The 20,750-nt window shown below is 69.1% G+C and carries 11 protein-coding genes and 2 tRNA genes; 4 read left to right on the top strand and 9 right to left on the bottom strand.

What is annotated here, in order from left to right; all coding sequences use genetic code 11:
* Positions 1-104 precede the first annotated feature (104 nt).
* Both BJQ90_RS18975 and BJQ90_RS18970 read left to right on the top strand, forming a co-directional pair.
* On the top strand, positions 105-890 hold the full coding sequence (locus tag BJQ90_RS18975) for a PspA/IM30 family protein (RefSeq protein WP_226761754.1): 786 nt from the start codon (positions 105-107) through the stop codon (positions 888-890).
* Between the two features lie 152 nt (positions 891-1,042).
* Positions 1,043-2,482 carry a cryptochrome/photolyase family protein gene (locus BJQ90_RS18970; RefSeq protein ID WP_226761753.1) on the top strand — a complete coding sequence of 480 codons (1,440 nt, stop codon included), beginning with the start codon at positions 1,043-1,045 and terminating at the stop codon, positions 2,480-2,482.
* Positions 2,483-2,628: 146 nt separating this feature from the next.
* Here the strand turns inward: BJQ90_RS18970 and BJQ90_RS18965 are convergent.
* From BJQ90_RS18965 to BJQ90_RS18950, 4 genes are all read right to left on the bottom strand, one after another.
* Positions 2,629-2,702 (bottom strand) — tRNA-Met (locus tag BJQ90_RS18965).
* Positions 2,703-2,847: 145 nt separating this feature from the next.
* Positions 2,848-2,921, bottom strand: a tRNA-Met gene (locus BJQ90_RS18960).
* A gap of 190 nt (positions 2,922-3,111) precedes the next feature.
* On the bottom strand, positions 3,112-6,096 hold the full coding sequence (locus BJQ90_RS18955; protein WP_226761752.1) for a UPF0182 family protein: 2,985 nt from the start codon (positions 6,094-6,096) through the stop codon (positions 3,112-3,114).
* 171 nt (positions 6,097-6,267) lie between these two features.
* A complete protein-coding gene (locus tag BJQ90_RS18950; protein ID WP_226761751.1) occupies positions 6,268-7,416 on the bottom strand; it encodes a PDZ domain-containing protein in 1,149 nt (382 codons plus the stop codon).
* A gap of 236 nt (positions 7,417-7,652) precedes the next feature.
* Between BJQ90_RS18950 and BJQ90_RS18945 the strand changes: the two genes are divergently transcribed.
* Complete coding sequence (locus tag BJQ90_RS18945; RefSeq protein WP_226761750.1) at positions 7,653-9,110, top strand: zinc-dependent metalloprotease; 1,458 nt, start codon at positions 7,653-7,655, stop codon at positions 9,108-9,110.
* Between the two features lie 87 nt (positions 9,111-9,197).
* Here the strand turns inward: BJQ90_RS18945 and BJQ90_RS18940 are convergent, their stop codons facing one another.
* The 3 genes from BJQ90_RS18940 to nudC form a co-directional block, all read right to left on the bottom strand.
* Positions 9,198-9,842 (bottom strand): M48 family metallopeptidase, encoded by a 645-nt coding sequence (locus BJQ90_RS18940; protein WP_413463718.1) that lies wholly within the window; start codon positions 9,840-9,842, stop codon positions 9,198-9,200.
* The gene (locus tag BJQ90_RS18935) at positions 9,842-11,932 is read right to left on the bottom strand and encodes an ATP-dependent DNA helicase UvrD2 (RefSeq protein WP_226761755.1); all 2,091 of its coding nucleotides are present in this window, start codon (positions 11,930-11,932) and stop codon (positions 9,842-9,844) included. Before BJQ90_RS18935 ends, BJQ90_RS18940 begins: the two co-directional genes overlap by 1 nt.
* 199 nt (positions 11,933-12,131) lie before the next feature.
* A complete protein-coding gene (gene nudC, locus BJQ90_RS18930) occupies positions 12,132-13,151 on the bottom strand; it encodes an NAD(+) diphosphatase (RefSeq protein WP_226761748.1) in 1,020 nt (339 codons plus the stop codon).
* Between the two features lie 323 nt (positions 13,152-13,474).
* On the opposite strand from nudC, the gene BJQ90_RS18925 reads away from it, so the two are divergent.
* The gene (locus tag BJQ90_RS18925; protein WP_226761747.1) at positions 13,475-14,923 is read left to right on the top strand and encodes a phosphotransferase; all 1,449 of its coding nucleotides are present in this window, start codon (positions 13,475-13,477) and stop codon (positions 14,921-14,923) included.
* Here the strand turns inward: BJQ90_RS18925 and BJQ90_RS18920 are convergent.
* Together BJQ90_RS18920 and BJQ90_RS18915 are read right to left on the bottom strand one after the other, a co-directional pair.
* Entirely contained in the window at positions 14,920-18,480 is a 3,561-nt protein-coding gene (locus BJQ90_RS18920) for an ATP-dependent helicase (protein WP_226761746.1), read from the bottom strand. The genes BJQ90_RS18925 and BJQ90_RS18920 overlap by 4 nt on opposite strands.
* Positions 18,477-20,750, bottom strand: a 2,274-nt coding sequence (locus BJQ90_RS18915) for a UrvD/REP family ATP-dependent DNA helicase (protein ID WP_226761745.1), incomplete at its 5' end; no start/stop codon positions are given. The genes BJQ90_RS18920 and BJQ90_RS18915, both read right to left, overlap by 4 nt.

Below are 20,750 nucleotides of genomic sequence, written 5' to 3'. Positions count from 1 at the left end.
GACTAGGCGCCGGCGGGAACGCTCCGGCCGGCGGATAGAAGCGGTACATTTCACTGTTCACCGAAATTCAGTGGGAACCACTGAGCAGGACGAAAGGTAACACCATGAAGCAGTCCATTTTCGGCCGCATGGCGCAGCTGGCGAAGGCCAACATCAATTCCCTGCTGGACCAGGCTGAGGACCCGCAGAAGATGCTGGACCAGATGGTCCGGGACTACACCAACAACATCGCCGAGGCCGAGTCCGCCGTGGCCCAGACCATCGGCAACCTGCGGATGCTCCAGGACGATTACAACGAGGACATCAAGAACGCCCAGGACTGGGGCAAGAAGGCCCTCGCCGCGTCCCGCAAGGCTGACGAGTACCGGGCCCAGGGCGACGTCGTCGACGCCGAGAAGTTCGACAACCTCGCCAAGGTGGCCCTGCAGCGCCAGATGTCCGCGGAGAACGAGGCAAAGTCCGCGGAGCCGAGCATCGCATCCCAGTCCGAGGTGGTTGACAAGCTCAAGCACGGCCTGGAGCAGATGAAGGGCAAGCTCAACGAGCTCACCAGCAAGCGCAACGAACTCGTCGCCCGCTCCAAGACGGCCGCGGCCCAGACCCAGGTGCACGATGCCCTGAAGAGCATCGACTTCATGGATCCCACGTCCGAGGTGGGCCGCTTCGAAGAGAAGATCCGCCGCGAAGAAGCCAAGGTCCGCGGCCAGCAGGAACTCGCCTCTTCCAGCCTGGACGCACAGTTCAACTCGCTTGAGGACCTCGGCGAGCAGACCGAGATCGAGGCCCGGCTCGCCGCGCTGAAGTCCGGCGGCTCCCCCGCCGCCATTGGCGCCGGCGACAGCCGTCCTGCCGGTTCCACCGTCGACGAAGCGGACTTCGACAAGCTCTAACCGCCCCCGGCGGGTTCCGCCGGACGTTGTCGCACCGGATCGGCTGAGGCCGGGCCCGGACCGTCCTCCGACGGTCTGCGGGGCCCGGCCTCTGTTGTGCCAAGCGGGGGACGGCCGTGATGCTTGCGCGCAGCTCCGTGTACCGTTGATCCATGTCTTCGGGAACCCTGTCTTCGACCCTTGTCTGGCTCCGCGATGACCTCCGGCTGGACGACAATCCGGCCCTGAGCGAAGCGGCGTCGCTGGGACAGCCGCTGACCGTGGTCTATGTCCTCGACGAATCCTCCCCCGGCGTGCGGCCCCTCGGGGGCGCCGCCAAATGGTGGCTGCACCATTCGCTGACCGATCTCGCAGTTGGACTTGAGGCCACGGGCTCGCGCCTGCTGCTGCGCCGCGGCCCGGCCGCGGACATCATCCAGGACCTTGTCCGCGACACCGGCGCCTCAACACTGCTCTGGAACCGCCGCTACGGCGGCCCCGAACGCGGGGTGGACGCCGGCCTCAAGGCCTGGGCCGCAGACCAGGGCCTCAAGGCGGCAAGTTTCCAGGCGAACCTGATGTTTGAGCCGTGGACGGTGCGGACCGGAGCCGGCGGGCCCTACAAAGTCTTCACGCCCTTCTGGCGGGCCTGCCTGGAGGCTCCTGAGCCCCGGCTCCCCCTGGATGCTCCCGAGCGCCTCCCCGGCCCGGCGGCGGACGCGGAGGGAGTCCTTCCGGCCGGCGACCCGCTCGACAGCTGGGGGCTGCTCCCCCGCAGGCAGGACTGGAGCGCCGGCCTCGCCGGCACCTGGCAGCCCGGTGAAGCCGGCGCCCGGGAACGGCTCGAGGACTTCCTGGACGGCCCGGCAGCAGAGTACGGCACCGGCCGGAACGTCCCCGGGGTCGAGGGAACCAGCCGGCTCTCCGCCCATCTGCGGTTCGGCGAAATCAGCCCCTTCCGGATCTGGCATGCCCTGCGCGAACGCTTTCCGCAGGCAGCCCCGGCCGACGTCGGGATCTTCCGCGCCGAACTCGGCTGGCGGGAGTTCTGCTGGCAACTGTTCTATGAGAACCCGGAACTGGCCACCCGGAACTACCGGCCCGAGTTTGACCGCTTCGCCTGGCAGACGCCCTCGGACGCCGAGCTCAGGGCCTGGCAGCAGGGCCGCACCGGCTACCCCCTCGTCGACGCCGGAATGCGCCAGCTCTGGCAGACCGGCTGGATGCACAACCGCGTCCGGATGGCCGCCGCGAGTTTCCTGGTCAAGAACCTGCTGGCCGACTGGAGGCTCGGCGAGGCCTGGTTCTGGGACACGCTGGTGGATGCCGACGCCGCGAGCAACCCGGCGAACTGGCAGTGGGTGGCCGGATCCGGCGCCGACGCCTCGCCGTACTTCCGGATCTTCAACCCGGTCACCCAGAGCAAGAAGTTCGACGCCGGCGCCCGCTACCTGCGCGAGTATCTTCCGGAGCTGTCCGGGCTGGACGACAAGGCCATCCACGAACCGTGGAAGGCCGACGGCCCCGCGGCGGGCTACCCGGAACCGGTCGTCGGGCTGCCGGAGTCCCGTGCCCGGGCGCTGGAGACCTACCAGCGGCTCAAGGACGGCTAGGGCCGCCCCCGGCCCCGGGTCCGCGGGCCCGACGGGGGCTAACCCCCGGCGGGCCCTGGGACCGGGACGCTGGGACCGGGACGCTGGAACCGGGGCAACAAGAAAGGCCCGGATCAACAGATCCGGGCCTTTCTTTTCTTCTTCAGTTGCGGGGACAGGATTTGAACCTGTGACCTCTGGGTTATGAGCCCAGCGAGCTACCGAACTGCTCCACCCCGCGTCGCTTGATCAACACTACCCTACTTTTGCCGCCGCCCCGACCACTGTCCCGCAGGCGGTCGGGACCCCGGTTGCGGGATAAGTGGGGGCGGCTTAAAGCAGAAGGTCCGGAACACTGTTTCCAGCGTTCCGGACCTTCTCTTCAGTTGCGGGGACAGGATTTGAACCTGTGACCTCTGGGTTATGAGCCCAGCGAGCTACCGAACTGCTCCACCCCGCGTCGCAAGATCAACTCTACCTGCCGGTGAACCGGAGGCCAAATCGAGGTGGCGTGATGTGCGTCTCCCAGGCTGCGGACCAGTCCGGGGGCGGCGCGGCGGCTGCCGAAAAAGGCCGGGTTCCCGCTCCAGTGGAGCGCGAACCCGGCCTTCGACCGTGCGCCAGCCGGCCGTGCATCGGCCCGCCCGGTGTTAGCTGCTCGGCGTCGGAGCCGGGGTGGCCGCCGGGGTGGTGGCCTCCGGCGCCGGCCGCGCCGCGATCTTGGCCTCGGCGTCGATGGCCCGCTGCAGCGCGGCGGAGAGCTTCTTCTGCTGCTCGCCGTAGGCTGCGAAGTCGCCCTTCGCGAGCGCGTCCTGGCCGGCCCTAATGGCGGCGTTAGCCTCCTCCAGAGCCGCCTTCAGCTCCGTCTGGGCGTCCGTAGTGCCCGGCGCAGGGGTAGTGCCGGGCGGGCTGGCGGGCGTCTGCCCGTTATTGGCCGAGTCGCCGGCACTGGCTCCCGATGCACCGCCGAAGAGCTGGTTCAGGGCCTCATCAAGGGTCGGTGCGAAACCGATCTTGTCACCGAAGGCAACCAGGACACGCTGCAGCGTGGGGTAGGAGGTTTCACCCGTGGACCGCAGGTAGACGGGCTGGACATACGCCATACCGCCGCCCACCGGCAAGGTCAGCAGGTTGCCGTTCAGCACCGCCGATGCGCCCTGGCGCAGCAGGTTCAGCGCCTGGGACACGGTGGGGTCGGAGTTGAACTTGTTCTGCGCCTGGCCGGGGCCGGGGATGTTGGTCTCCGGCGGGATCTGCAGAAGTCTGAGCTGGCCATAGCTGTCCGCCTTCACGCCCTTCTGGTTGCCCGCGTCCGAGTCCGCCGCCAGGTAGCCGTAGAGCACGTTGCGGGCGTTGCCATTGACTACCTGGGGGATGAATGAGGACGTCAGCTGGAAGGCCGGTTTGTCCTGGTCGGGCATCTTCAGTGACATGTAGTACGGGGGTTGTTTGACCTCGTCCTGGACGGTCGGATCGTTCGGGACGCTCCAGGCGTCATTGTTGGTGTAAAAGTTGTCCGCCTGGGTGACGTGGTAGCGGCCCAGGAGTTCGCGCTGGACCTTGAACAGGTCCTCGGGGTAGCGCACGTGGCTCATCAGGGCCCCGGACATTTCCGAGAACGGCTTCAGCGAGGTCGGGAAGATGTTCTGCCACGCCTTCAGGACCGGGTCCTGGTCATCCCAGGCGTAGAGCGTCACTTTGCCGTCGTAGGCATCCACGGTGGCCTTGACCGAGTTGCGGATGTAGTTGACGGAGGTGTTCGGCAGGGAGGCGGTCCGGCCCGCGGTGGTCTGCGAGTCGGCCGTGGCCGCGGAGAGCTGCTCCTGCTGGGAGTACGGGTAGTACTGGCTGGTGGTGTAGCCGTCCACGATCCACTTCACGCGGCCGTCGACGACGGCGGGGTAGGCGTTGCCGTCCACCGTGAGGTACGGGGCGACCTTCTGGACGCGTTCCCGGGGGTTGCGGTCGTAGAGGATCTGGGAGTCTGCGTTCACGCCGTCAGAGAGCAGCAGGTCCGAGGACTGGAACTTGATGGAGTAGAGCACCTTGTTGAAGAAGCTGCCGACGTTCGGGCCGCCGTCGCCGGTGAAAGTGTACTGCGTTTCGCCGTCGCCTTCCTTGCCGGCGGGCCGGTCCTGCTCGCGGTGCGGGGCGCCGTCGGGGGCTCCGACGATCGAGTAGTCGGCCGAGTTCTCGCCGAAATAGACCCGCGGCTGGTAGGTCGAGTCAGTGCCCAGGACGCCGGTGGACGGGATTCCGGACTGCAGGAATTCAGGCTTGCCGTCGACGGTGAACTTGTTGCCCTTGGCGGCAACGACGCCGTAGCCGTGGGTGTACACCACGTGGCGGTTCAGCCAGGACTGCTGGTTGGCGCTCAGCCCGTCGGGGTTGAGTTCCCGGACCGCAATGACGGTGTCCTGGATCTTGCCGTCGATCTCGTAGCGGTCCACGTTCAGCGCCTTGGGGAACTGATAGTACGGCCGGTACTGCTCGAGCTGGGAGAACGCGTCCGAGATCAGGTTGGGGTCCAGCAGCCGGATGTTGGCGGTGGTCTGCGCGTCGGGGGCCAGCGCGCCCGTGGTGGCGTTGGTGGTGGCGTTGTACCGGGTTTCCTGGATCTTATCCAGGCCGTACGCAGAGCGGGTCAGGTTGATGTTGCGTTCGATGAACGGCTTCTCGAGCGTCTGCTCCGAGGGCCGGACCTGGAACTGCTGGATCACCCACGGGTAGACGCCGCCGGCGAGGATGGAGGTGATGACGAGCATGGCGGTGCCGATGACGGGCAGCCGCCACTTGCCGATCACGGCGGCGACGACGAACAGCACCGCGACGAGGGCCGCGGCCACGGCCAGGATGGATTTCGTGGGGATGACGGCGTTGACGTCCGTGTACAGCGCACCGGCCCAGCGGCCGCCGCTGTTCTGCACGGAGGTGTAGCGGTCCAGCCAAAAGTTGATACCCAGCAGCAGCAGGAAGGCCGCACCCGAGACTGCGATATGGATCTGCGCCGCACGGCTGGTGAAGATGCCGCGTTCCATGATCCGGACGCTGCCGTAGAGGTAATGCGTCAGGATGCCGGCGACACCGGCGACAATGGTGACGCTGATCAAGAATCCGGTAACGAAGCCCAGGAACGGCAGGGTCATCAGGTAGAAGCTGATGTCGAGTCCGAACTGGGGATCGTTCTGGCCGAAAGGTTCCTGGTGCAGGTACAGGAGGACCTTCTGCCACTGGCTGGCCGCGGCGCTGCCGGCAAACAGGCCGAAGAGGACCGGCAAGCCGATCATGACGACCCGGCGGATCGGTTCAAGCTGGACCTGGTATCGGTTGAGGTTGTCCCGGATGTCCGCATCCGGCGCGTACACGGGGCGTGCGCGGTACGCGATCCGGATGGCGAAGAACACGGCGGAAAACATCAACGCGAAGCCCACCAGGAAGATGACGATGCGTGCCACGTTCTCGGTCAGGAAGACTTCGAAGAAGCCCAACTGCTGGTACCAGAGGACGTCCGTCCAGACATTGGCGAAGAAGATGAAGCCGACCACGATCAAGGCCACAACAATCAACGTCGGCGTCAGGGCGCCTCGTCGTTGCTGGGGTCTTCCGGGCGGGACTGTGCTGGCTGGACGGGACAAACTCGGTACCTCATAGCTGGTCGACAGTTACTGGTTTTTTAGTTATCAGTGCGGCGCTTCGTCGCCGCAACTCAGTTGCTGCCTTGAAGCGTCCGTCGGCCCCGCCCCGGCTGGGCGGCAAGGCCGTCATAGGTGCCACGAGTGGCGGCGAATCTTAGTTCCGCGGCCAGTCTAGTTGCTGGAGCAAACCGGGAGCCCCGATGTGTCGGCCCCTGACGCGGCAAGTTCGACAGCTTTCCGTGCATCGGCCAGATTCTCGACCCGAACCACCTGCAAGCCGTCCGGGACATGGCCGAGGACGTCGTCGCAGTTCGCTGCCGGGGCAAGGAACAGTGTGGCCCCGCCGGCCCGGGCGCCCTGCATCTTCTGGCCGATGCCGCCAATCGGGCCAACGGCGCCGTCGGGGGTGATGGTTCCGGTCCCCGCGACGTGCTTGCCTCCGGTCAGGTCGCCGGGGGTGACGGTGTCCACGATGCCCAGGGCAAACATCATCCCGGCGCTGGGACCGCCGACCTTGTCGAGGGAGATCTTGACGTCGAAGGGGAACTTGAATTTGTACTGCAGCATGACTCCAAGGATGAACCGCCCGGCCGAGGTTTTGGACGGGGTGATGCTTGCGGTCACGTTGCTGCCTCCACGGTCGACAACAACCTCCACCGGGGCACCGTTGCCGGACGCCAGTTCGGCCTGGACGACACTCAGCGCGGTCGCCGGCTTGCCGTTCACCGACACCAGCACGTCGTCTTCCTGAAGCTTGCCGGCAGAGGCGGAGCCCTCCGGGATCCCGGCGATCTGCATCTTCTGCTCGAAGGGGATGCCCAGTTCCTTAAGGGCGGCGGCGACGGCGTTCTCCTGCGAGGTGGTCATCGCGACGGCGCTCTCCTGCTGGGACTGTTCCTTCGTCACCCCGGTGGGGAAGATGAGTTCCTCCGGGTAGACGGCTTTGGCGCCGTTGAGCCAGGCCGAGAGTGCCTCGACGACCGTCACCGGCCCGTTGGGGCCGCCGTCGACGTAGACGGTGGTGAGGTCCAGGCTGCCCTTCGCCGGAAACGTCTCGTGGCCGGTGACGCTGATGACCGGCTTGCCGTTGTCCGTGCCCAGGGTGTTGAAAGTCGGACCCGGTGATTCCACGACATACGGGACCGGCAGGCTCAGGGCGGTGATCCCAAGCGCCAGTGCGAGAACCCCCGACACCAGCATTGCCGATGACCGTTTGTCCCGCTTCCGACCGGAACGTGGCCCGCCGAGAAAGGACCCCCGGCCCCGGAACTGGCTGGCCGCCGGCTCGCTGGCGGGCTGTTCGCCCTGCGTAATAGTCAATGAAGGACCTCTCCGTGCCGGCGCCCGGGGACCCTGCGGACCCCCTGATCAGCGCACCGCGTCCGCAGCCTCCGCCGCGGCTGCCGCCTGCCAATATTCCAGTTTCTAACACTACGCGCTCGGCTGCCGGCTGGGCTCTTTGCCTACAGCGAACGTCGCGGGGTTTCAGCAGACAGCCCGCTGGCCGCGGGGTACCGTGAATCTGAGAAGCAGCCACACCGACGATCGGCGGGACCATGACCTCCAACCCAGTTAATCCGTCCAATGGCGACGAGGAACCCCAGGATCCACTGGCCGAAATGCTGAAGAACCTGATGGGCGGCCAGGGCATGGGGAACATCGACCCTGCGGAACTGGCGAAGGCCGCAGGACTTCCGGACGACCCGAATCTCCTCGCCCAGATGTTCTCCCAGGTCCAGGCCATGATGAGCTCCTCCTCGGAGGGGCCCGTCAACTGGCAGCTGGCGCATGAGAATGCCCGGCGCGTGGCCGCGAGCGGTTCCGACCCGTCCGTCACGGCGCAGCAGTCGCGCGAGGTGGACGAGGCGCTGCGGCTCGCCGAGCTGTGGCTTGACCAGGTCACTGGACTTCCGGCCACCGGCCTGATTGGCCGGGCGTGGTCCCGGGCCGAGTGGGTTGAAGAAACCCTCGGCACCTGGAAACGCCTCACGGAGCCGGTGGCCAACAGCATCGCGAACGCACTGTCCGCCGCCATGACCGAGCAGATGCCGGAGGAAATGAAGACCATGATGGGCGGCGCGTCCTCGATGCTGCAGAACATGGGCGGCGCGATCTTCGGCATGCAGCTGGGCCAGGCCATCGGCGCCCTGTCCGCCGAGGTGGTCAGCTCCACGGACATCGGCGTCCCGCTCGCCGACCTCGAAATGGCCCTCCTGCCCTCCAATGTCGCGAAGTTCGGCGAGGGCCTCAGCCTGCCGGAAAACGACATCCGCCTGTTCCTGGCTGTCCGCGAAGCAGCCCACGCCAGGCTGTTCGTCCAGGTTCCCTGGTTGCGCGGACACCTCCTCGGCGCAATCGAGGCGTACGCCCGCGGCATTCACATCGACACCTCAAAGATTGAGGAACTGGCCCGCGAGCTGGATCCCAGCAACCCGGAGGGCATCCAAGAGGCCCTGTCGCAGGGGGTATTCATGCCCCAGCGCACCCCCGCCCAGGAGCAGGCGCTGGAGAAGCTGGAAACCGCCCTCGCGCTCGTGGAGGGCTGGGTCGATGAACTGAGCTGGGCCGCCACCGAGAAGCTGTTGCCCTCGGCCGCGGCGCTGCGGGAGACGGTACGGCGCCGCCGCGCCACCGGAGGCCCGGCCGAACACGCTTTTTCCTCCCTGGTGGGACTGGAACTGCGCCCGCGCCGGCTCCGGGAGGCCGCCGCATTGTGGGCCTCGCTCAAGGACGAACGCGGCATCGACGGCCGCGACGCGATCTGGCAGCACCCCGATCTGCTTCCCACCGCCGAAGATCTTGAGGACCCGAAAGGCTTCAGCGAACGCCGCAAGCTGGCCGAGGCCAGCGACTCCGAGGTTGACGACGCCCTGCAGAAGCTGCTGAGCGGTGGATTCGACGAGCCCGGGGAAGGTCCGGCCACCGGGGAGGCCACGGGCGAATCCGGCGGAACCGAACAAAAGGGAGAACCCGACGACGGCGCTCCCGGCGAAGGCGAAAGCCCCAAGCCCTAGCGGAGGAACCGGCGGCCCCGGCCTGGCTGCCCGATCGTCCGGGCGGTGCCGGCCGGGACTGGGCACTGCCGGCCGCGGCCGGCGGGATTAGTCGGAGAAACCGGCTGCGTCGACATCGTCCATGTCGTCGCCGTTACCGTCCGGAGAGATGCCGCGGGAGGTGGCGAAGGAGACGCCCTCGAGGAAGGCCTTCGCCCGGGCCGTGTCCGGGTAGGCCTCGAGCAGACGCCAGAACGCGGCGTTGTGTCCAGCCACGAGCAGGTGCGCCAGTTCGTGCAGCAGCACATAATCGATGACCCACTGGGGCATGGGCTGAAGCTTGTCCGAGAGCCGGATGGTCCCGTCCGACGGCGTCGCGGACCCCCAGCGGGAGTTCTGGTTGCCCACCCAGCGGACCGACGACGGCACCGCCCGGCCGCCGAAGTACCTGGCGGAGAGCTCGGCGGCGTGCGCCGCCAGGGCGGTGTCGCTGCGCGGGCGGCGCCCGCCGGCACCGCGGCTCCCTCGCTCCCCCTGGCGCCGCAGCTTCTCCAGCATCCGGTGCACCCACTCCCGCTCCTGGGCGCGGCTGAAGGAGGCAGGGATGGCGACCACGGCGGTGCCGTTTTCCCAGAAGGCCGCGACGGTCCGGCGGCGGCGGGCAGAGCGCCGCACTTCCACCGGGGCGCCGTCGGCAGTGGTCAGCGGCATGGCTGCCGGCGTGCTTGACCGCGGGGGGCTGCTGCCGGCCATCAGAGGGTGGTGCTTTCGACCAGCACAGCCAGCACTGCTTCGCCGTACTTCTCCAGTTTGGAAGGGCCCACCCCGGGGAGTTTGGCGAGCTGTTCGAGGGAGTCGGGCCGGGCTTCGGCAATGGCGGTCAGGGTGGCGTCGGTGAAGACCACAAAGGCCGGAACGTCGGCTTCAAGCGCTATGTCCTTGCGCCACTGCCGGAGCGCGTCGAAGGTCTGCTCCTCGTAGCTGGGCGGGCACTGGTTGCAGCGGCCGACCTTCCGCTCGGCACCGGAGGAGAGCATGGTCCCGCATACCCGGCAGGTGGCCGGCACGGCGGCCTTGCGGCGCGGCGCCGCCCCCTTGCCGCGGACCGAGGAGCTGGCCACGGAGTCGGGGCGCAGCCCATCGAGGAAACGCGAGGGCTTCCGGTTGGCGCGCCCGCCCGGGGTCCGTGCGGTGGACCAGGACAGGAACAGGTGTTCCCTCGCCCGGGTGATCCCCACGTACAGCAGCCGGCGTTCCTCGTCGACGGATTCGGGGCTGTCGGCGAAGGAAATTGGCATGAGCCCTTCGCTGAGCCCGACGAGGAAGACGGCGTCCCATTCGAGGCCCTTGGCCGCGTGCAGCGAGGCGAGGGTGACGCCCTGGACGGTCGGGGCGTGCTGGGCGAGGGAGCGTTCCTGGAGTTCGTTGACGAAGTCCGAGAGGGTGAACTGCCCGCCCCGGCTGATCACGAGTTCGTCGGACAGCGCGACGAGCGCCGCGAGTGATTCCCAGCGCTCCCGGAGCGCGCCGCCGCTGTGCGGGGCGGCTTCCGTGTACCCCAGCGAGGCGACGATGTCGCGGACCAGCTGGCCCAGCGGTTCGGGGCTGGCGGTTTCGGCGACGGCCCGGGTGGCGGCCCGAAGCTGCAGGATGGCGTCGCGGACTTCCTTGCGGGCAAAGAACCGTTCCCCGCCGCGTAGCTGGTAGCCGATCCCCGCCGAGGCCAGGGCCTGCTCGTAGGCCTCGGATTGGCCATTGGTGCGGAACAGCACGGCGACCTGGCTGGCCGGAGTGCCGGCGTCGAGGAGCCCGCGGACCTTGACCGCCACTGTTGCGGCCTCGGCCTCGTCGTCGGAGCATTCGGTGAACTGCGGGACCGGACCGGGCGGGCGTTGCGCCACGAGTTGCAGGGGCGTGGCCCAGGCGGCGTCGGCGGCCGGCCCGCCGCTGCGCCGGCCCCCCAGCAGCTCGTTGGCCAGTTTCACCACCTGCGGGGTGGACCGGTAGTCGCGGATCAGCTTGACCACGGTGGCCCCGGGGTACTGGGCCTTGAAGCCGAGGAGGTGCTTCGGCGAGGCACCGGTGAATGAGTAGATGGTCTGGCTGGCGTCGCCGACGACGCAGAGCTCGTCCCGTCCGCCGAGCCACAGTTCCAGCAGCCGCTGCTGCAGCGGTGAAACGTCCTGGTACTCGTCGACGACGAAGTGTCGGTACTGCTCGCGGACCGTCGCGGCAACCTTCGGGTCCTCCTGGAGAATGCCCACAGTGATCAGCAGGACATCCTCGAAGTCGATGACGTTCCGGTCGGTCTTGACGTCCTCGTAGGACTGGAAAACCCGCGCGACGGCGGTCAGGTCAAAGCCGCCCGGGGCGCCGCGGCCCTGGGCTTTTTCCAGGTAGTTGGCCGGGGTCAGCATGGACACCTTGGCCCACTCGATTTCGGAGGCCAGGTCCCGGATCGAGGCGCGGTCGGTGCTGAGCCGCAGCCGCCGGGCCGCTTCGGCAATCATCTGCGCCTTGTGGTCCAGCAGGTTGGGCAGGACTCCGCCGACGGCCTGGGGCCAGAAGAACTGAAGCTGGCGCAGCGCAGCTGCGTGGAAGGTGCGTGCCTGGACGTTGCCGACGCCGAGGTCGCGGAGCCGGCTGCGCATTTCGGCCGCTGCCCGCGAAGTGAAGGTGACAGCCAGCAGCCGTTGCGGGTTGTACACGCCGGAGTGCACGCCGTAGGCGATCCGGTGCGTGATGGCGCGGGTCTTACCGGTGCCGGCGCCGGCGAGGACGCACATGGGTCCCTGCAGGGTGCTGGCGACGTCGCGCTGTTCAGCGTCCAGGCCGCCCAGGATGCGCTCCTCGAGGGAGCGGTTGTCCGGCTCCGGGGGTGCAGACTCCGGCTCTGGGTCGTTGGACTGGCCGGCCGGGAAAGCGCTGGGCTGGAAGATATCAGTGTTCACTATTGCTGCTCAGTCGTTTGAGGGTGTCCGGTGGATGTTCCGCGGTGGTGGACCCGCGCCGCGGCGGTGCCGCTGGGTTGTCAATCAGACCTCATGCGCTGTCCGGGCGGTCCTGGATGGTGCCGCCGAACCAGTGCTCGATCAGCGCCCGGGCGATGGACAGCCTGCTGGAGATGACAATCTCGCCGCTGAGCACCGCTTCCTGCAGTTCACTCCTGCTGAACCAGCGCGCCCGGGTGACTTCGACGCCGTCGGGAGTGGCTTCAGTGTCCGCGGTCGTGGCCGTGAAGCCGAGCATGAGCGAGGCCGGGAAAGGCCAGGACTGGGAACCGAGGTACTGGCAGGCGGTGACCCGGACGCCGACCTCCTCGCCGATCTCCCGGACCACGGCTTGTTCCAGTGACTCCCCCGGTTCGACGAACCCGGCGAGGGTGGAGTAGTTCCGGGCATCGAGCGGGCCGCCGCCGCCGAGCAGCAGCCGGCCGTCCGGGCCCACGACCGTGACAATGATGGCCGGATCGGTGCGCGGATAATGCTCGGAACCGTCCGAGGGGCAACGGCGCACCCAGCCGCCTGCCTCCGGCTCGGTGGCGGCGCCGCAGCGCGGGCAGTGGGTGTGGGTGGCGTGCCAGTTGGCGACGGCGCTGGCCTCAACGAAGATGGCGGTGTCGGTGGGGTTCAGAGTGGCTGCGACATCACGGAACCCCGCCCACTGGGCGCCTTCGGGGATGCCGGCGATGTGGGCTTCGAATTCCTCGGCCCGGACCTCGAACTGCTGCGGCAGGAGGAAGAGGATCAAGGGGGTGCCGGCGGCCAGGTCCGAGCCGGGCAGGGCTGTGCCCAAGTAGATCAGCTGGTCCGGGGCGTAGGCGGTGTCCTGCAGGTGCCGGGCAAGTTCGGCCGCGTCGAGCAGCACCAGGCTGGTGCCGTTGATGAGGGCCTGCCGGCCGGACAGCAGCATCGCCCGGGCGCCGCCGGGGGTCATGAGCTCCCCGAGCATCCCGGGCCTCAGCCGTGCGGCGGACCCACGGTCAATGAGCGCCGGCCGCACCGGAAGGACCGTGTCGGTGAGCAGGTCGGCGGCCAGGCCGGGGTGCGGGGCGGTTGCCATGCCAGGCCGGGCCCGGCTCTCCGGTGTTTGGCTCTCCGGTGTTTGGCTCTCCGGTGTTTGGCTTGTCGATGTTTGGCTCTGCTGGGCGTTGCTCTTTGATGCCGGTGACTCCGCAAGACTCATGTACCCACCGTACTGACTCCCGCTGACAAATGACATTTTTCTCCGGCCTATGTGGGCATCCGCACGTGTCCCGGCGGGAGGCGGAGGGCCGCGGTCCGGGCCGCGCCGTATCGGGACCCCCGGCCGGAATTTATTCCGGATCTTTCAGACTCGCCGTGGTGCATCGCCGTCTTGGGCGCAGCTCAATCTACCGTGGAAGCGTGAGAAGAAAACCAATCGAACTGGCAGCTGTGGCAACCGCGGCAGTCCCCGGACTGACACCGACTGCCGTCAGCTCTGCGCCCGACGATCCGGCAGACTTCGACTCGGCTCTCCTTCTGGATTCCGAAGGGAAGCGCTGGCGGGTCCGCTCGCCGCGCCATCCGGAGGCCAGCGCACGGCTGGAAACGGAATTCCTGGTGCTGCGGGCTTTTGTCCCCGCCATCCGGGCCGAACTTCCCTTCCTGATGCCCACCGTTGCCGGCACCGTCCGGCAGGGCGCGCTGAGCACGTTTGTCTACTCCCACCTGGCCGGTTCCACCCGGTCGGTCGAGGAACTTGGGTCCGCTTCACCCGCCGTGGCCCGCGAGATCGGTGCGGCCCTCGCCGCCATCCATGACCTGCCTCATTCGCTGGTCAGCAATGCTGACCTGCCAAGCTACACCCCCAACGAGTTCCGCCAGCGCCGCCTCAACGAACTGGACCAGGCCGCGACCACCGGCATGATCCCGCCGCTGCTGCTTCGCCGCTGGGAACACGCCCTTGAGGACGTCTCCCTCTGGCGCTTCAACCCGTGCGTGGTCCACGGCGACCTGCACGAGGACAACCTGCTGGTCGACGCCGACCGCGTGACCGCCGTGACCGGCTGGACCGATCTGCGCATCGGCGACCCCGCCGACGACATGGCCTGGCTGGTCGCGTCCAACGACCAGGACTTCGTGGACGCCGTGCTGGAGCACTACACGTCTGCCCGGCGCGACGTGCCCGACGCCCATTTGCTCCGCCGCGCCGCACTCTCCGCCGAATTCGCCCTCGCGCAGTACCTCGTCAAGGGCCTCGCCGCCGGGAACCAGGACATGATCGACGAGGCCGAATCCATGCTCACCGCACTCGCCGAGGACGTCGCGGAACACGGTGGTCAGCCGATCAGCGTGGAACCGCTCCCCCAGCCGACTCCTGCGTCCGGTCCCGCATCCGGCCGGGCCCAGCCGACGGCGGGGCCGCACGATCCGCCGGTGCCGGCCGTCAGCAGGGTCTCCCTGCTGGCCCCTGATTCGGTCTCCGGACTTTCCGCCGCACCCTCCAGCACCGCGATGCCGGCCGTACAGGTGACGCCGATCCCCCTCGACGCGGACCGGGACGACCTGGCAGGTGGCAACCGGGAAGCCGGCGACCACAGCAAGGCCGGCGCTGAACGCACCGGGCCTGCTGGCAACAAGGTTTCCGGCGTCTCCGTGACAGCGATCCCCGGCGACGAACCGGCCACCGGGGGTTCCTCCGAGGAGGACACCTCAACCCAGTCGTTCGCCGTGATCCAGACCGAAGCGGCAGCACCGGCAGACCCTGCCGCCCAGGCGGACGCGCCTGCAGTGGCTGCCGCCCAGGCGGAGTCTCCAGCAGATGACACTTCGACGACCGCCCTCACGGTGGTCGAGGCGAAAACCCGCTAGCCGTCCCCGAGGGCCGCGGCGACAATCTGCTCGAGCCGCTCCGCTGAACCCAGATCGTGTGGCCGCACCACCTGGTTGTCCGCGACGTAGTAGAACGCCGCCCGCACCTGGTCGACCGGGATGTCCTTGAGCCGGGCCCAGGCCAGCCGGTAGACGGCCAGCTGGACGGCTTTGGTCTTCAGCTGCGCGGCAGACGGCCGGCGGCCGGTCTTCCAGTCCACCAGGTCCCAGCCGCCGTCGGCATCTCGGAAGACGGCGTCGATCCGGCCGCGGACCACGACGTCACCGATCCGGGTCTCCACCGGCACTTCAACGTGGGCCGGGGCGCGGTTGGCCCACTCGGACCGGCGGAAGGTTTCCACCATGGTGTCCAGACCGTAGGCCTCGTCGATGTGGTCGTCGGAGCCGGCCGCCTCGCCGAGGTCCAGCATTCCGGCAGTGCCGAAGTACTCCTCCACCCAGGCGTGGAATGCGGTGCCTTTGCGGGCGGACATTCCGGGTTCGCGCGGGACGGGACGCCGCAGCCGGGCAACGACGGAGCCGGCGTCTTCCTCCAGGTCCACCAGGGTGGACGCGGAGATGTGGCCCGGCAGGTGCACTTCGTGCACCGCGGTCCGGCGGGAGCGGCGTTCCAGCAGGGTCGCGGCTTCGTGCGCCCAGCCGCCGGCCGGGCCGCGCAGGGGCCGGCGCTTTCCCGATTCAGTGGCCCCCGCATCGGGGAATGCGCCCGGTCCGGCCGCATCCTGCAGGACCCCGGAATCCAGGGATTGCAGCACCCGTGCCGCGGCCGCCTGCATGGCGGCGCGCCGGCCCGGGACCAGTCGCAGCCGGTCTCCGGTCCGCGGATCGATTGGCCCCTCGAGCGGGTCGTACGGCCATCCGGCGACCTCAAGGTCCGCGGTCAGCGGGCTCTCCTCCGGCAGTGACTCCTCATCGACGGACAACGGGTGGATCCCGGCTGCGCCGTCGGCTGCGAGGACTTCCAGTTCGGCCAGGAAAGGCGACATGTCAGCAAGACCGGCGCGCGAGCCCACCCAGGCGGCACTGGAAACCCAGAGCACGTGTTTGGCCCGGGTGTAGGCCACATAGGCCAGCCGCCGTTCTTCGGCCTCGCCGTGGGCCTGGACGGCGGACTTGAATTCCTTCTCGGCGTCGAGCCAGCCCTTTTGGTCCGGGTGTTCGAGGTCCCATTGCGGCAGGTCCGCGCGGTCCCCGCGCAGCGGCCAGGGCAGCGCGGCGCTGCCGCTGCTCCAGCGCGAATCCCGGCTGCTGGGGAAGGCCCCGGCATTGAGCCCGGGCACGAACACGACATCCCATTCCAGGCCCTTGGAGGCGTGCACGGTCAGGAGCTGCACCGCTTCATGGTTCACGTCCGGCGCAGCGGCATCCAGGCCGTTCTCCTCGGCGGCCGCGGCTTCCAGCCAGGCCAGGAAGGCGAGGACGTCCATCCGCTGGGAGGTGTGCAGGAACCCGGCGGCGGCGTCCTGGAAGGCGTCCAGGTTCCGGCGGGCCTGGTGGATGCTGATCCCAGGCCGTGCGGCGACTTCGATGTCGAGAAGCATGGCCCGCTCCACTTCGCCGAGCAAGGTGGTGAGGTCATCGCCCATGTAGCCGCGCAGTTGACGGAGTTCCGCTGAGAGCCGGTGGAGCCGTTCCAGCCCCTCAGGGCTGAGCTGGCGGCCATGCGCCGAAGTCCAGCCTTCGCGCGGCAGCCAGTCAAGAGCTTCGACCAGGCTGGCGGCGTCCGTGAGGTCGCCCTCGATCACCGCAGCCTCCGCGGCGTCGGCGGCGTCGTCGGCGTCTGTGGCGCCGGGCCGGCCGCGGCGCCGGGCCAGGAAGCTGGACCAGTCCCGCAGGGCCATCAGGTCCGCCGGGCCGATCCGCCACCGCGCCCCGCAGAGCAGGCGCATCAGCGAATCCGAGCGTCCCGGATCGGCCAGCACGCGGAGGGTCGCGACCAGGTCGACAATCTCGGGGGTGTCCAGGAGACCGCCGAGGCCGACGATCTCGTAGGGGATCCCGCGCGCCTCGAATTCGCGCCGGATGCATTCCATCTGGGCGCGGCGGCGGCACAGCACCGCCATGGCGGGAGGCTCGGGCTCCGCTGCCGACCCGTCAAAGTCGGTCACCCGGAACTTCAACACGTCACCGGCGATGGCCGCGGCCTCGTCCTCATCGGTGCCAAAGCGGCCCATCACCACGCGGCCCTGGACCGCGGCCGGGCTGGGCTGCAGCGGCGGAACCTCGACACCCCCGGCTGTGTCCCGCTCGCCGGCCGGGCCGGTCAGGGCAGCGGCCCTGCTGAGCGGTGCCGAAATGACGTTGGCGGCGGACAGTATGTTCCGGCCGTTGCGCCACGCGGTGGTGAGGTACGACGTCGGCGCCACGGCAAAGCGCGCGGTGCTCCCGGCGTCGGCGCCCGGAGCGCCGTCGTCGGCCGGGAGCCGGACCGGGAATTTGCGGACGAAGTGGAAGAGCTGGCCGGCGGAGGCGCCGCGGAAACCATAAATGGACTGGTTGGGGTCCCCCACTGCGGTGACTGCGTGGCCGTCGCCGAACAGCCGCGAGAAGAGGACCAGCTGGGCGTGCGAGGTGTCCTGGAACTCGTCGAGCAGCACCACCTTGTAGCGCTGACGTTCGGTTTCCGCGGCGACCGGGACCTCGTTGGCGACGCGGGCGGCGAGGGCGACGAGGTCGCCGAAGTCGAGGGCGCCGCGGGCCCGCTTGGCGTCCGTGTAGCGTCCCACCATTTCCGCGACGCTGGCACGGGTGCGGAGCAGGCCGCTGAGCTCGCCGACGGCCTGGCTCGGGTTCTTTTTGGCGGTGGCAAGGTAGGGCAGCGCCTCGAACTCGGCCACCCGGTCCAGCAGCCACCCCCGGACCGCGGCCGGGTCCTGGAGATGCTCGGCGCACTCGCCGGCAAGCTGGATGACCGCCTTGACGAGGGTGGATTTGGCGGAGCGGAAGTGTTCGTATTCGCCGTCGAAAGCTTCCACGACCTCGCTCGCGAGCTGGAAGGACTGGGCGCCGCCGAGCAGCACGACGTCGCGTTCGACGCCGAGCCGGAGGCCGTAGTCGGACACGATGCCACTGGCGTAGGAGTGGTAGGTGGAGACCTTGGGTTCGAGCGCGTCGGTGCTGAGCAGCCCGGCGGGGAACACCTGGTGCTGCGTGTCGGCCGCGGCGATGCGCTGCAGCGCGGCGAGCTTGGCGCGGATGCGGGTGGCCAGTTCCCCGGCGGCCTTCCGGGTGAAGGTCACGCCGAGCACTTCCTCCGGCCGGACCCAGCCGTTGGCGACGAGCCACACCACACGGTCGGCCATCGTGGCGGTCTTGCCCGAGCCGGCACCGGCAATCACCAGCCGGGGCGACAGGGGCGAGGAAATGATGTGCGACTGCTCGGCGGTGGGGCTGTTCTTCTCCCCCAGCATCGCGGAGAGCTCCTCGGGGGTGAACCTCGGTGCGGGAGGAGCGGCGGGAGGAGCCGAGGGGAGACCTGCGGGAGTGGCTGCGGGAGCGGGGTCCGTGCCAACGGGAGGTGTTGTGTCGGTGCTCATTCGGTAACCTGCTTTCCCCGCAGGCACAGCGGGCAGACTTCGGGAAGGCGGCAGCCATGGCCACCGTGGCCGCCCTTGGACGGATCGTGGCGGGCTTCGAAGGTGTTCCCGGACATGACCCGGGCGGCGTCGCCCACCATGTCCAGGGCCCAGTTGTCCGCCGGGTCCAGCGGCGTCTGGGCCTGGATGCCCGGGCTCTTGGTGGTGGTCCCCAGCTGCGCGAGGACGGCCCCGCCCGGCAGCGGGGGCGGGCCGTCGTCGGGACCGGCAAACCCTCCGGCCAGCACCGCCGCCTGGTAGGCGCCCAACTGCGGGTGCCTGGCAAGGTCGGCCTTGCCAGGCTGCCGTTTGCCGGTTTTGAGGTCCACGACGACGAGCCGGCCCTCGGCGTCGATCTCCAGCCGGTCGACCTGGCCGCGCAGAACGGCCGGGCGGGCGGGCCAGGGGCCGCCGTCGATATCGCCGCAGGCGGCGGCGCCGGTGCTTCCGGCCGTTGCCACCACGTCCGGGAGTTTCACCTCGAAGTCCTGCTCGACGCCGACCAGGGACCGGCCTTCGCTGCGCATCACTAGCACGTACTGGGCGAGCTTGCGGACCATCGTCTCGGCGCGCTGGAAGTCCAGCTTGCCCTCCCAGTTGTCCTTCATTCCAAGCGCCGGCCAGCGGCGGACGAGCTCGGCGAGGTATTCGCTGCCGGAGGCGTCCGGAAGGTCCTGCGCGATGGCGTGGACGAGGGTGCCCAGGCTGCGGGCAAAGTCGGTGGCGGCCTCACCGCCGGCTGCCTGGACGAACCAGTCCAGGGGCGATTTCTGCACGGTCTCCACCTTCGAGGGCGAGACGTAAACGGTGCCGCCCGGCGGAACGACGGGCTCGTCGGTGGACAGCGGCGCAAGGCCCCACCAGCTCGCAGGGTGGGCGCCGGGCACGGGCGGCTCGGCGGCCGCCAGGGCTCCCAGAACGGCACTCGCTTCCAGGGCCTCGGGGGCTCCGGCGTCGAGCTGGGCGTACTGGCGCAGCTCGGCCACAAGCGCCCGCAGCGTGAGCGGCCGCTCCACCGGGGTGAAGCCGCGCCGGTCCCGGTCCGGGCCCAGCGGCGCCACGTAATCCAGGAACGAGGAGGGCTGTTCGTCCTCGGAGGACACGGCGGTGCAGATCAGCATCTGCTGGGCCCGCGACACCGCGGTGGAGAAGCTCCGCAGCTCGTCGTAGCGGATTTCGCGCAGCCGGCTGAGGGGATCCAGTTGCAGCGCGTATTCCACGCCGTGCTCGACGGCGTCCGCGAACAGCGTGCTGCCAAGCAGTTCGCCGCGGAGCCTGGTGTTGGGCCACACCCCTTCCTGCAGGCCGGGGACGATGACCACGGGCCATTCCCGGCCGGCGGCGCTGGCCGGGGTCATAAGTTCCACAGCGTCCTCCAGCTGGGCCCGCGCGGCGAGGGTGTCCATCGGGAGTTCCTGGCTGAGCAGGTATTCAAGGAACTGCTCAGGCCCGGAACCGGGCAGCTGGTCCACAAAGCGCTCGGCAGTGTGGAAGAGGGCCATCATGGCATCGAGGTCCCGGTCCGCCCGGGCCCCGGCTGCTCCCCCGGCCAGCGCCGCTTCGGTCCAGCGCGAGGCGAGTCCGGTGGAGTTCCACAGTGCCCACAGCACCGTTTCGGCGTTGCCGCCGGGAGCCTGGGCGGCGTCCCGTCCGGCCTGGATCATCCGCGCGATCCTGCGTGCGGAATGCCCCTCGATGCCGAGGGTCGCCAGTGCGCCCGGCTCGAGCAGTGCCTCGACGAGGAGCACGTCGCTGGTGCGTCCGCCGCCGCCCAGGAGCTCTTCCCGGCGCAGGGACTGGCGCAGGCGGCGAAGCTCGATCGCGGTGGCTCCGCCGATCCGCGAGGTCAGCAACGCCACGGCCGCCTCGGGGCTCAGCACCGCCGGGTCCAGGGCCACGGCGTAGGCATCCAGCAAGGGCCGGACGGCGACCTCGTCACGGACGGCGGATTCGGCGACCGGGATCCGGACGGGGATGCCCTGGCCGGCGAGGTAGCGCTGCAGCTGGCTGAGCTGGCCGCCGTTGCGCACGATCACGGCGATCTCACCAAGTTCGCGGCCGTCGTTGAGCTGGGCTTCGAGGATCCGCTGGGCCACGTAGCGCAGTTCGTGCACCGGCGACGGCAGCAGGTGCGCCTCCACCGTTCCGTTGGAGGCGTCGGCAACGGGACCCGCAGCCCCGGCCCGTGCAGGGACGCCAGGCTGCGCCGGATTCCCGTGGCGGGTCGGCTC

Origin of the sequence: Arthrobacter sp. SO3, assembly GCF_020532825.1 — a bacterium.
Taxonomy (GTDB): domain Bacteria; phylum Actinomycetota; class Actinomycetes; order Actinomycetales; family Micrococcaceae; genus Arthrobacter.
This window is presented reverse-complemented; position numbering and strand designations above follow the sequence as displayed.